Origin of the sequence: Sphingomonas hankookensis, assembly GCF_028551275.1 — a bacterium.
Lineage (GTDB): Bacteria > Pseudomonadota > Alphaproteobacteria > Sphingomonadales > Sphingomonadaceae > Sphingomonas > Sphingomonas hankookensis_A.
Window position 1 is genome coordinate 2,908,966 of sequence record NZ_CP117025.1, and the last position, 11,874, is coordinate 2,920,839.

The 11,874-nt window shown below is 67.3% G+C and carries 12 protein-coding genes; 9 read left to right on the forward strand and 3 right to left on the reverse strand.

The annotated features are described in order from the left end of the window. Positions 1-4 precede the first annotated feature (4 nt). Both PPZ50_RS13785 and ppa read left to right on the forward strand, forming a co-directional pair. Positions 5-1,927, forward strand: coding sequence for a M61 family metallopeptidase (locus PPZ50_RS13785; protein WP_066689443.1), 1,923 nt, complete (start codon positions 5-7; stop codon positions 1,925-1,927). A 142-nt stretch (positions 1,928-2,069) separates the two neighbouring features. After that, the gene (ppa, locus tag PPZ50_RS13790; RefSeq protein ID WP_066689444.1) at positions 2,070-2,645 is read left to right on the forward strand and encodes an inorganic diphosphatase; all 576 of its coding nucleotides are present in this window, start codon (positions 2,070-2,072) and stop codon (positions 2,643-2,645) included. Between the two features lie 104 nt (positions 2,646-2,749). On the opposite strand, the gene PPZ50_RS13795 is transcribed toward ppa, so the two are convergent. Further along, complete coding sequence (locus PPZ50_RS13795; RefSeq protein WP_066689445.1) at positions 2,750-3,124, reverse strand: TfoX/Sxy family protein; 375 nt, start codon at positions 3,122-3,124, stop codon at positions 2,750-2,752. Further along, the gene (locus PPZ50_RS13800) at positions 3,121-4,014 is read right to left on the reverse strand and encodes a DMT family transporter (protein ID WP_066689446.1); all 894 of its coding nucleotides are present in this window, start codon (positions 4,012-4,014) and stop codon (positions 3,121-3,123) included. The genes PPZ50_RS13795 and PPZ50_RS13800 overlap by 4 nt, the downstream gene beginning before the upstream one ends. 238 nt (positions 4,015-4,252) lie before the next feature. On the opposite strand from PPZ50_RS13800, the gene PPZ50_RS13805 reads away from it, so the two are divergent. Further along, positions 4,253-4,891 carry a DUF1345 domain-containing protein gene (locus PPZ50_RS13805; RefSeq protein ID WP_066689447.1) on the forward strand — a complete coding sequence of 213 codons (639 nt, stop codon included), beginning with the start codon at positions 4,253-4,255 and terminating at the stop codon, positions 4,889-4,891. A 130-nt stretch (positions 4,892-5,021) separates the two neighbouring features. On the opposite strand, the gene ispG is transcribed toward PPZ50_RS13805, so the two are convergent. After that, the gene (gene ispG / locus PPZ50_RS13810; RefSeq protein WP_066689448.1) at positions 5,022-6,146 is read right to left on the reverse strand and encodes a flavodoxin-dependent (E)-4-hydroxy-3-methylbut-2-enyl-diphosphate synthase; all 1,125 of its coding nucleotides are present in this window, start codon (positions 6,144-6,146) and stop codon (positions 5,022-5,024) included. An 84-nt stretch (positions 6,147-6,230) separates the two neighbouring features. On the opposite strand from ispG, the gene PPZ50_RS13815 reads away from it, so the two are divergent. From PPZ50_RS13815 to PPZ50_RS13840, 6 genes are all read left to right on the forward strand, one after another. Then, entirely contained in the window at positions 6,231-7,409 is a 1,179-nt protein-coding gene (locus tag PPZ50_RS13815) for an acyltransferase family protein (RefSeq protein WP_164523837.1), read from the forward strand. 19 nt (positions 7,410-7,428) lie between these two features. Further along, complete coding sequence (locus PPZ50_RS13820; protein ID WP_066689509.1) at positions 7,429-8,373, forward strand: isoaspartyl peptidase/L-asparaginase family protein; 945 nt, start codon at positions 7,429-7,431, stop codon at positions 8,371-8,373. Next, a complete protein-coding gene (gloA2, locus tag PPZ50_RS13825; RefSeq protein WP_066689450.1) occupies positions 8,370-8,765 on the forward strand; it encodes an SMU1112c/YaeR family gloxylase I-like metalloprotein in 396 nt (131 codons plus the stop codon). The genes PPZ50_RS13820 and gloA2 overlap by 4 nt, the downstream gene beginning before the upstream one ends. 45 nt (positions 8,766-8,810) lie before the next feature. Continuing rightward, positions 8,811-9,653: a S1/P1 nuclease gene (locus PPZ50_RS13830; RefSeq protein ID WP_066689451.1), complete on the forward strand. Its 843-nt coding sequence runs from the start codon at positions 8,811-8,813 to the stop codon at positions 9,651-9,653. 97 nt (positions 9,654-9,750) lie between these two features. Beyond that, complete coding sequence (locus PPZ50_RS13835; RefSeq protein ID WP_066689452.1) at positions 9,751-10,047, forward strand: hypothetical protein; 297 nt, start codon at positions 9,751-9,753, stop codon at positions 10,045-10,047. 81 nt (positions 10,048-10,128) lie between these two features. Further along, complete coding sequence (locus PPZ50_RS13840) at positions 10,129-11,814, forward strand: GGDEF domain-containing protein (RefSeq protein WP_272815328.1); 1,686 nt, start codon at positions 10,129-10,131, stop codon at positions 11,812-11,814. Positions 11,815-11,874 lie beyond the last annotated feature (60 nt).

The window sequence follows — 11,874 nt, forward strand, 5'->3', positions numbered from 1 at the left end:
GCCCTTGCGTATCGCCTTTGCCGCCCTGTTGCTGACCACCACCGTCCTTCCCGCCGCCGCGCAGCAGATCAACCCGCCCGGCAACACCCTGCCCCAGCCGACGCCGATCGTGGATACCGTGCCCGTAGCGCGCGAAGTGGACTATCCCGGCACCATCAAGCTCGACGTCGATGCGACCGACACCGTGCAGGGCATCTTCCGCGTGAAGGAAACCATTCCGGTCGCGCGCAGCGGGCACATGGTGCTGCTGATGCCGAAATGGCTGCCCGGCAAGCACGGCCCGCGCGGCGAGATCGAGAAGCTGGCCGGCCTGGTCGTACGCGCCAACGGGCGCGAGCTGCCTTGGACCCGCGACGTGCTCGACATGTTCGCCTTCCATATCGACGTGCCGGCGGGTGCGAAGAATCTCGACGTACAGTTCCAGTTCCTGACCGCGCAGCAGGGCGATCAGGGCCGCATCGTCGTGACTCCGGAAATGCTGAACCTCCAGTTCGAATCGGTCAGCCTCTATCCGGCGGGCTATTTCACCCGCCGTATCCCGATCGAGGCGACGGTGCGCTACCCCGCCGGCTGGACCGCCGCATCGGGCCTGCCGTCGAAGGTGCAGAACGGCGTCTATCGCTACGACCGCACCAGCTACGAAACGCTGATCGATTCGCCGGTGTTCGCCGGCAAATATTTCAAGCGCTTCCCGCTGACCGACCGCGTCGGGCTGAACGTCGTCGCCGACAAGCCGTCGGAACTGGCCGCTACGCCCGAGCAGATCGCGGCACATACCCGGCTGGTCGAACAGGCGGTGAAGCTGTTCGGCGCGCAGCATTACGACAAGTACGAATTCCTGCTGTCGATCACCGACAAGATGGGGTCGATCGGCCTCGAACATCACCGCTCTTCGGAGAATGGCGTCGATCCGGGCTATTTCACCGACTGGAATGCGGGCCCTGGCGAACGCAACCTGCTGCCGCACGAATTCACCCATAGCTGGGACGGCAAGTTCCGCCGCGGGGCGGACCTGTTCACCCCCGATTTCCGCACACCGATGCGCAACTCGATGCTGTGGGTCTATGAAGGGCAGACGCAATTCTGGGGCTATGTGCTGCAGGCACGCTCGGGCCTGGTGTCGAAGCAGGATACGCTCGACGCCTATGCCGACATCGCCGCGGCGCTGGACGCGCGCGAGGGGCGTCAGTGGCGTCCGCTGATCGACACCACCAACGATCCGGTCATCACCGCCCGTCGTCCCAAGGGCTGGGTCAGCTGGCAGCGGTCGGAGGATTATTACAACGAAGGCCTGCTGGTGTGGATGGAGGTCGATTCGATCCTGCGCAAGCAGTCGGGCGGCACCAAGTCGATGGACGATTTCGCCCGCGCCTTCTTCGGCGTGCGCGACGGCGACTGGGGAGTGCTGCCCTATACCCAGGCCGATATCGTCAAGACGCTGAACGCCATCCAGCCCTATGACTGGGCCGGCTTCCTCGACAAGCGCCTGAACGCCCGCACCGACCGCGCGCCGATCGACGGCTTTGCCGCCAATGGCTACCGGATCGTCTATACCGACACGCCAACGCCGTATCTGAAGGGGCGCGAAAAGAGCGCCGGCGGCGTGTCCGTCCCCTATTCGCTCGGCCTGACCGTGAACAAGGACGGCAAGGTCGGCTCGGTGATCTGGGGCAGCCCGGCGTTCAAGGCCGGGTTCGAAACCGGCACGACCATCGTCGCGGTGAACGGCACCGCCTATACCCCCGACCGGCTGCGCGACGCGGTTGGCGCGGCGAAGGGCACCAAGGACCCGATCCGCCTGACCGTCCGCATGGACGAGAGCGTGCGCGAGGTCGCCATCCCCTATTTCGACGGCCATCGCTATCCGCGCCTCGAAAAGGTCGGCGACGGCGACAGCGGCCTCGACCGCCTGCTGACCGCCAGATAAGCCGCACGCGCCATCCGGTCCCACATCGGGACCGGATGGACGCGTCCGCAACGATTCCAAGGAAAAGCCCCTTCTCCGTTCGTAAATAACCGGTAAAGGGCGCGTCTACCGCGCATACGCGTGAGACGAGGGAGTATTATCAATGCGCATCGACATGGTGCCGGTCGGCGACAACCCGCCCAACAGCCTGAACGTCATCATCGAAGTTCCGACCGGCGGCGAACCGGTCAAGTATGAATTCGACAAGGCTTCGGGCGCGCTCTTCGTCGATCGCATCCTGCACACGCCGATGCGCTATCCGGCGAATTACGGCTTCGTGCCGCACACCCTGTCGCCCGATGGCGATCCGCTCGACGCGCTGGTCGTGTCGCGTTCGCCCTTCATCCCCGGCTGCGTCGTCCGCGCGCGCCCGATCGCGGTGCTGAACCTCGAGGACGAAGCCGGCGGCGACGAAAAGCTGGTCTGCGTGCCGGTCGACTCGACCTTCCCCTATTACAGCAATGTCGGCGAAAAGGCCGATCTGCCGGAGATCGTGTTCGAACAGATCGAACATTTCTTCACCCACTATAAGGACCTCGAAAAGAAGAAGTGGGTCCGTATCGGTACGTGGGGCGGCGCCGAGGAAGCCAAGCGCATCACCCTCGAAGCGATCGAGCGTTACAACGAAGCCAAGGCGCAGGGCGAGGAACCGCACGACTACGAAGTTCCGGGTCGCTGATTTGACCTCTGGGGGATACACTTGACGATCCCCCATTCTTCGTCACCCCGGGCTTGACCCGGGGTCCCGCTTATTCTCGACGGAAGGGAAAGCGGGACCCCGGATCAGGTCCGGGGTGACGCCTGATCGCGCTGCTTGCGCTTCTTCACCGGCGCGCGCCGCCCGGCCTCGACCGCCAGCACCGCCCATTCGCGCAGCGCATCGGCATCGTCGAGCACATCGTCCGACGCACGGCGATAGTTCATCGTCGCGATGCTGCCGTCCTTGCGCGCCATCGAAAACCGCTCGGCACCGGCCGCATCCCAGGCGGCATCGCTCTCCGCATCGGCCTTGAACCACAACGTATCGTCGCCGACGATCGCGAACACGGTCCCGTCCAGATACAGCGTCGCGCCGCCCATCATCCGCCGCCATGTCACCTGCCCGAGCGGCGCGAGCGACTCCTCGATCCACGCCAGCAATCCTTCGTCCGCGCTCATGCCCCCGCCTCGCTCTGCACCGCCGGCACCCGCCGCCGGACTGCAACGATGCATCCTGCCACGATCAGCAGCGCACCGACCACCGTATAGAGCGACACCGTCTCGCCGAACGCGACCCAGCCGCTGACCGCCGCCCACAGGAACGCGCTATATTCGACCGGGGCCAGCACCTGCGCCTCCGCCCGCGCATAGGCCCAGGCCAGCGCCATCATCGATGCGGTGCCCAGCACCACCGCGCCCAGCAGCGTCGCATATTGCGACGGCGCCGGCATCGCGCCCAGCCACGGTGCCGCCGGCAGCAGCATCAGCCCCATGACCAGGCTGGAAAACAGCGCGACCTCCAGGGGGTCCGCCGCCTGCGCCTGTCGCCGCAACAGGATCAGGCTGACGGCATAGAGGATCGACGCCGCGACGCAGGCGAGGCTGCCGAGCACCGCCTGCGTCGACGCATCCGCCTGCACCTCGCCCGCCGCGATCACCAGCACGCCGAGCGAGGCGACCAGCGACCCGACGATCGCGCTGCGCCGGATCGTCTCGCCGAGGAAGAACGCCGCCAGATACAGTGCGATCAGCGGCGCGAGGAAGGTGAGCGCCACCCCCTGCGCCATCGGCACGCGTGCGAGGCCCCAGAAGAACAGCACGACCGACGCCCCGCCCGCGACCCCGCGTCCGATATGCAGCTTGAGCACGGCCCATGCCGGCCAGCGCCGACCGCCCGCGACGAACACCACGGCACAAAGCGCCGCACCGGTCAGCGACCGCCACAGCACCGCATTATAGGCGCCGCTATCGATCGACAGCCGCTTCATCATTGCGTCCATGATCGTATAGACCATGATCCCCGCCCCGGCGACGAGGAAGGCGCGCAGGCTGGACGACGCGGCGGACATGGGGACCTTTCGGGCTGCGGATGATGGCGTCCCTGTCGCGCGGCCCGAAGCCGGATGCAACCCGATCCTCCCCGCACGCGGGGAGGGGGACCATGCGCAGCATGGTGGAGGGGGGTGTCGGCAAACGGAACCGTAGCGTTGCGCGGCGATCCCCCTCCACCATCGCCTCCGGCGACGGTTCCCCTCCCCGTGCCGGGGAGGAATTGTCGCGTCGCAGTTGGCACGATACACCACCCCCATGCCCCTCCACCTCGGCCAGCGCCTCGCCCCTGCCCGTTTCGTCGCGTTCGTCGCCGTCACGCTCGCCGCGGGATGCTGGTCGGTGCCGGCACTCGGCTGGCGGATCGGCGGCCCGCTGGCGTTCGACATCGGTGCGGTCGTGTTCCTCCTGTCGTGCATCTCGCTGCTCGGCGCCTCGGCCGACCGCATGCGACAGGCCGCGGTGCGCAACGATGCCAACCGACCGCTGCTGCTCGTCCTGTCCGCCGCGATCGCGGTCGTGCTGCTGACCGCGATCGCCGCCGAACTGATGCAGCGCGGCAGCCCGTCGACCGGCGTGGTCGTGCTGGTCGTCGCAACGCTGCTGATCGCCTGGACCTTCGCCAACACGATCTACGCGCTGCACTATGCCCATCTGTTCTACACTGCCGACGACGCGGGCAAGGACAGCGGCGGGATCGACATACCCGGCACGGACGAGCCGGATTACTGGGATTTCCTCTATTTCGCCTTCACGCTGGGCATGACGTTCCAGACGTCGGACGTGTCGATCACCTCGCGCACGATGCGCCGGACCGCGACCGGGCACTGCCTGATGGCGTTCGTCTTCAACCTGGGCGTGGTGGCGTTCAGCGTGAACGTTCTCGGCGGGTCGTAAGAACTTTCCGAACCCCCACCCCGTTTACTTCGAGCTTGTCGAGAAGCCCCGGCCAAAACGGGGGGGTCTCGACGGACGCTTCTCGACAGGCTCGAAGCTGCTCGAACCAAACGGATTACGGCAAGCAGCGTTACTCCGCCGCCTGCGGCACCGCCGCGCTCGCCGCGTCGATCTCCGCCGCCTTCGCCTCGACCAGCTTGACGATATGGTCGATCATGTCGGCATCCTGCACATGATGGTCGGTGACCCCCGACAGATAGACCATGTGCTTGCCGTTGCCGCCGCCGGTGATGCCGATATCGGTCTCGCGCGCCTCGCCGGGGCCGTTGACGACGCAGCCGAGCACCGACAGCGACATCGGCGTGCGGATATGCTGCAACCGTTCCTCCAGCGCCTGCACGGTGCGGATCACGTCGAAGCCCTGTCGCGCGCACGATGGGCACGACACGACGCGCACCCCGCGATTGCGGATGCCCAGCGCCTTCAGGATTTCGAACCCGACGCGTACTTCCTCTTCCGGCTCGGCCGACAGCGAGACGCGGATCGTGTCGCCGATCCCGAACCACAGCAGCGACCCGATGCCGATCGACGACTTGACCGTGCCGCCGACGAAGCCGCCCGCCTCGGTAATGCCCAGGTGCAGCGGGCAGTCGACCATCTCGGCCAGCTGCTGATACGCCGCGACCGCCAGGAACAGGTCGGATGCCTTCACCGCGACCTTGAACTCGTGGAAGTCGTGGTCCTGCAACAGCTTGATGTGGTCCATCGCCGATTCGACCAGCGCGTCGGGGCACGGCTCGCCATATTTTTCGAGCAGATGCTTTTCGAGGCTGCCGCCATTCACGCCGATGCGGATCGCGCAGCCATTGGCCTTCGCCGCGCGGACGACTTCGGCAACGCGCTCGTTCGACCCGATATTGCCCGGATTGATCCGCAGGCACGCGGCCCCCGCATCGGCGGCTTCCAGTGCGCGCTTGTAATGGAAATGGATGTCGGCGACGATCGGCACACGCGCGGCGCGGGTGATCAGCTTGAGGGCGGCGGTGCTTTCGACGTCGGGGCACGACACGCGGATGATGTCGGCACCCGCTTCTTCGCAGCGGCGGATCTGGTCGATCGTCGCCACCGCGTCCGACGTATCGGTATTGGTCATCGTCTGCACCGTGACCGGCGCGTCGCCACCCACGGGCACGTTGCCGACCATGATCTTGCGGCTCTGGCGGCGGTGGATATCGCGCCACGGGCGGATCGACATGAACAGTCTCGCTAACAATTGGGTTACTTGCGATCCGATATAGCCCCGCATTGCTTCACGCGAAAGTCGCGCCGGGAATCCATCGTGCCAATCGGGCCCAAGTCATTGTCGTCGCGTCATTACGGGCTGGACTGGCTCCGCATCGGTGCGTTCGGCGTGCTGATCCTCTATCATATCGCGATGGCGTTCAGCCCGTGGCACTGGGTCGTGACCACCGGCCACGCCTATACCGCGCTGATCGCGCCGATGGCGGCGGTGACGCCGTGGCGGCTGGGCCTGCTGTTCGCGGTATCGGGCTATGCCAGCGCGACGCTGGTCGCGCGCGCCGCGACGCCGCACGCCTTCGCCGCCGAACGGTCGCGCCGCCTGCTCGTCCCGCTCGCCTTCGGCATGCTGGCCATCGTGCCGCTCGAAATGTGGGTGCGGGTGCTGGAGGGCGGCTATCCGCACGGCTATCTCCGCTTCTGGCTGCTCGACGGCTGGCGGGTCGGCACCTTCTACGGCGTCGAATTTCCCAGCTGGGAACATCTTTGGTTCCTGGTCTATCTCTGGACCTATTCGATGCTGCTCGCCGCGTTCGTCGCGACGGCGGGCGCGGCGCGGCGGATGGATCGGCTGGCGGCGTGGCTGTCGCGCGGCAATCGGCTGCTGTGGGCGCCGATCGCGCTGATGGCGACGATCCGGCTGGCGGCGCTGTTCGTGGTGCCGGAGGGTCAGGGCCTGCTCCACGACATCGCGGGCCACTCGCAATATTTGCCGCTGTTCGCGCTCGGATATCTCGTCGCGCGGCGGCCGGCATTGTGGCGCGCGCTGCACCGCCATGCCGCCGGCGCCATCCTGCTGGCACTGGTTGCGGGCGCGGTCGTCGTGTCGGTCGAACTGCAATATCCCGGCGACGTCGTGCCGCCGCATCTCGCCATGGCGGCCAACCGCGCCGCCCGATCGGTCATGGCATGGGCGATGGTCGTCGCGCTGTTTCACCTCGCCGACCGCGCGTTCAACAGCGACCATCGCTGGCGCAGACCCCTTAGTCGTGCAGTATTCCCGGCCTATATCGTCCACCATCCAGTGATCGTACTGGTGACCTGGTTCACCCTGCCGCTGGCGCTCGATCCCTGGCGGGAGGCGGCCCTGCTGCTCGCCGCCACGCTGTTGGCCTGTGCCGCCGCCTATGGCGCCGCCCGCGCCTGGCCCGGGTTGGGCATGTTGCTGGGCGTTCCGGCACCGGTCGCAAAGGGTGGCAGGCGCCCCGCGATCTGCTAGGCCGCGCGCCATGCAGGACATGACGACACCGAACGACACCCCCCGCCCCTGGACGCTGCTGGTCCATGGTGGCGCCGGCATTCTGACGCGCGAGACGGTGAGCGCCGCAACCGACGCCGCCGCACGCGCCGGTCTCAACGCCGCACTCGCCGCGGGCGAAGCGGTGCTCGCCGCCGGCGGCACCGCGCTCGACGCCGTCGAGGCCGCGGTGCGCGTGCTGGAGGATGATCCGACCTTCAATTCCGGCCGCGGCGCGGTCTTCACCTTCGACGGCACGATCGAGCTGGACGCGGCGATCATGGACGGCCGCGACCGGTCGGCCGGCGCCGTCGCCGGCGTGACCCGAAGCCGCCACCCCGTCACCCTCGCCCGCGCGGTGAAGGACCACAGCCCGCACGTCCTGCTGGCCGGCAAGGGCGCCGACACCTTCGCCGCCGAACAGGGCGTCGAACCCGCCGATCCCGACTGGTTCATGACGCCGGAACGCCGCGCGCAACTGGACGCGATGAAGGCCAATCCCGACGGCTGGTTCGATGTCGACATGAAATACGGCACGGTCGGCGCGGTCGCGGTGGATGCGGAGGGCCATGTCGCCGCCGCGACCTCGACCGGCGGTGTGACCGGCAAGCGCTGGGGCCGGATCGGCGATTCCCCGCTGATTGGCGCTGGCACCTATGCCGACGACCGCGCCTGCGCCATGTCCGCCACCGGCTCCGGCGAGTTCTTCATTCGCGTCGGCGTCGGCCACGAGATCGCCGCGCGCATCCGCTTCGCCGGCGAATCGATCGGCCAAGCGGCCGACACGGTGCTGGCCGAGACGAAGGCGATGGGCGGCACCGGCGGCGTCATCGTCGTCGGCCCGGCCGGCGATGCGACGTGGAGCCTGACCACCCCCGGCATGTTCCGCGGCCGCGTGACCCAGGGCGGCGCGCGCACGGTCGCCGTCTATGGCGACGAAGGATGAGCGGCCTTACCGGCCTGCACCATGTCGCGATCATCGCCTCGGACTATGACCGGTCGAAGGCCTTTTACGTCGAGGCGCTGGGCTTCACGATCGTCCGCGAAGTGTGGCGTGCCGAGCGCCGTTCGTGGAAATGCGACCTGACTCTCGGCACCGTCCAGATCGAACTGTTCACCTTCCCCGCCGCCCCGCCGCGCCCATCATTTCCGGAAGCGATGGGCCTTCGCCACCTCGCCTTCACCGTCGCCGATATCGAGGCGGAGGTCGCGCGCCTCGCACGCCACGGCATCGCCTGCGAACCCGTCCGCGTCGACGAGCATACCGGACAGCGTTTCACCTTCTTCGCCGATCCCGACGGCCTGCCGCTCGAACTCTATGAAACATGTCGCGCATAATCCTGCGCGCTTGCGGCGGCGGGCGAAGCGAGTAATCCGGGCGGCATGATTCGCCGCCTGCTCCTCGCGCTCGCCTGCCTGTTCGCCACCTCGCCGGCCTATGCCTATTGGGAATTCGGGCATGAGAGCGTGGCGACGATCGCGCGGCTGAACGTTCGCCCGGGAACCCGCGCCGCGATCGAACGCATCCTGCGGCATCAGGCGCTGCTGGAGACACCGACCTGTCCGGCGCGCACCATCGAGGAAGCGAGCGTCTGGGCCGATTGCGTCAAGCCGCTCGGCGAACGCTTCAGCTATGCCTATTCGTGGCATTACCAGAATATCGATGTGTGCAAGCCGTTCGACCTGAAATCGGCGTGCAAGGACGGCAATTGCGTGTCGGCGCAGATCGAACGCAACGTGAAGCTGCTGAAGGACGCAAAGGTCCCGATGCGCGAAAAGGTGATGGCGCTCGCCTTCCTCGTCCATTTCGTCGGCGATCTCCACATGCCGCTCCACGCCGGCGATCGCGGCGACCTGGGCGGGAACCGGGTGAAGGCGGATTACGGCGTCTATGGTCCGGAACGCTTCAACCTCCATTCGATCTGGGACGGGCCGCTGGCCGAACGCGCCATCTCCACGCCGCCCTCGATCCTGCGCAGCTACACCGCTGCCGAACGTGCCCCCATCCAGGCCGGCACCGTCGAGGACTGGAGCCGCGACAGCTGGGAAGTCAGCCGCGACTATGCGTATGCCCCCGCGTTCGGCGGCGACGCCTGCGCGCCCAAGAGCGACGCGCGGGTGAAACTGGACGATGCCACTATCGCCCGGCTGGTGCCGATCGCGCAGGATCAGGTGAAGAAGGGCGGCCTGCGCCTCGCCCGCCTGCTCGACGAAGCGCTCGGCTGATCCCCTTGACGCGCGGCCATTGCGCCGCGCGCCGTCCCATGTCAGCTTGCCCCCCGTAGACGACCGCGACCACGCGGCGGAGCGACATGGGGGTAGGATGCGACTTTACGCGACGATCGCGGCGACGATGCTGCTGGCGGGCTGCGGCTTCGGCCCGGCCAAGGGCGGCGCCGAACTGCAGGTGACCGGCCCCAGCGAGGCGGTGGCGGCCTTTGTCCGGCAACAGGGTGCCCAGATCCCCAGCCGGGCTACCACCTTTCCGCAACCGGTCGGCAACGGCAAGGCGAGTGCACGGGTGATGCTGCCCCCCGGTGCCGGGGTGGCGACCACGCAGTCGGTCGTTCAGCAGGCCGCGACCGCCGGCCTGGCGATAGCGGTCGTCGCCCATCGCTGATCGATGGTCCGGGGCGGCCGACGCGACGAACCGAAGGCCGGGTTAACCATTTGTTGGCGCGGCGAATGCATAGCCGAAACAATGTTCTGGTCGGTTCGCCCGCTGTGGATTGCGCTGCTGTTGGCGATCGGATTCGCCTGCGCCGGTGACGCCCACGCGCAGGCCGGCACGATCGGCAATATCGGCCATACCATCCCCGTTTGCGTCAGCCGGGTACAGCCCGGCGACACGCCACAGGCGATGTTCGCGCAAGCGGGACGGTTCGACTGCACCACGCCGCAACTGTCGCTTGGCGCGGGCGATTTCTGGATATTGTCGGCACCGCTGCCGCGTCCTGCCGACGCCGATGCGCCGATCCGCGTGCGGCAGGTCAGTATGTGGCAGCGCCAGATGACGCTCTATGCCCCGGCCGCCGATGGCCGGATCGTCGGGCAGTTCGCCGACGAATTCGGCATCGGCCAGCGGCTGCGGCTGGGCGCGGTGGTCGAGCATCGCTTCGTACCTGCCGGCGCACCGTTCACCCGCCTGTTGTGGCGGATCGACGGCGCCTCCAACATGCGCGGCATCGTGCTCGGCCCGCGGCTGGCGACCGATGCGCAGAGCATCCGCTCCGACACGCTGCTCGCCGCGCTCTATTCGGCCTTTGCCGGGCTGGCATTGGGGCTGCTGGTCTACAATTTCGCGCTCTGGCGCGTGCTGCGCCACGATTTTCAGCTCGCCTATTGCGGCCTGCTCGCCTGTCTCCTGCTCTATGCACTCAGTTCGTCGGGGGCGATGGCGTGGCTGTTGCCGGACATGTCGAACAACCGGCGCATCCTGTTCAGCTATGTCATGCTGTGTGGCGGCATGGCCGCCGCGCTGACCTTCTGCGCCTGTTTCTTCGAAGCGCGGGTGCTCGATGGCTGGCCGCTGCGCGCGATGCGGATCGTCATACTCGCCTTTTGCGGCCTGGCGGTCGTGCTGATGGCGATCGGCGCCCCGCTGATGCCGATCCTCGACCGCATATTCTCGGTGATGATGCTGGCGTCACCGGTGGTGGTGCTGCTCGCCATGGTCCGCGCGGGGCGGCGGCGCAGCGCCTATCTGTCGCTGTTCGCGCTCAGCTGGGTCGCGCCGCTGGCGATGCTGGTCATGCGTGCCCTCTACAATCTGGGCGCGCTGCCGTGGAACTTCTGGATCGACAATTCGACCATCGTCGCGATGACCGCCGAAACGCTGCTGGCGAGCGTCGCCATCGCATACCGCATGCGGATGCTCAGCCACGAACGCGACGAGGCGATCCGCCAGGAAGCGATCAGCCGCGAGCTGGCCGATACCGATCCGCTGACCGGGCTGCTCAACCGCCGCGCCTTCCTCGCCCGCGCCGTGCCGTCCGATGGACCCCGCACGCTGATGCTGTTCGACATCGACCATTTCAAACAGGTCAACGACACGATCGGCCATGACGGCGGCGACGAGGTGCTGCGCCTGTTCGCCCGTACCCTGCGCTATCATGCCCTGCCCGGCGTACTGGTCGCGCGCATGGGCGGCGAGGAATTCGCGCTGCTGGGCGAGGAATCGATGCTGCCCGATGTCGACGTGATTCTCGCCAGCGTGCGCGCGGTACGCCTGCCGTTCGACCTGCGCATCACCAGCAGCATCGGCATCTGCCACGGGCCGCTGGGCGACGAAAACGACTGGAAGCGGCTCTACCGCATGGCCGACAAGGCATTGTTCCAGGCCAAGGCTGCCGGCCGCGACCGCGCCGGGCGGGCATTGGCTGCCTGACAGCAATTACTTGTAACGCAACTTGGCTTGCACCCTCCGCAACGCTTGCTTACACCTATG

Coding starts and splice junctions, on each gene's coding strand:
- ppa (WP_066689444.1), top strand. CDS start 2,070: ATGCGCATCGACATGGTGCCGGTCGGCGACAACCCGCCCAACAGCCTG.
- PPZ50_RS13795 (WP_066689445.1), bottom strand. CDS start 3,124: ATGAGCGCGGACGAAGGATTGCTGGCGTGGATCGAGGAGTCGCTCGCG.
- PPZ50_RS13800 (WP_066689446.1), bottom strand. CDS start 4,014: ATGTCCGCCGCGTCGTCCAGCCTGCGCGCCTTCCTCGTCGCCGGGGCG.
- PPZ50_RS13805 (WP_066689447.1), top strand. CDS start 4,253: ATGCCCCTCCACCTCGGCCAGCGCCTCGCCCCTGCCCGTTTCGTCGCG.
- ispG (WP_066689448.1), bottom strand. CDS start 6,146: ATGTCGATCCGCCCGTGGCGCGATATCCACCGCCGCCAGAGCCGCAAG.
- PPZ50_RS13820 (WP_066689509.1), top strand. CDS start 7,429: ATGACGACACCGAACGACACCCCCCGCCCCTGGACGCTGCTGGTCCAT.
- gloA2 (WP_066689450.1), top strand. CDS start 8,370: ATGAGCGGCCTTACCGGCCTGCACCATGTCGCGATCATCGCCTCGGAC.
- PPZ50_RS13830 (WP_066689451.1), top strand. CDS start 8,811: ATGATTCGCCGCCTGCTCCTCGCGCTCGCCTGCCTGTTCGCCACCTCG.
- PPZ50_RS13835 (WP_066689452.1), top strand. CDS start 9,751: ATGCGACTTTACGCGACGATCGCGGCGACGATGCTGCTGGCGGGCTGC.
- PPZ50_RS13840 (WP_272815328.1), top strand. CDS start 10,129: ATGTTCTGGTCGGTTCGCCCGCTGTGGATTGCGCTGCTGTTGGCGATC.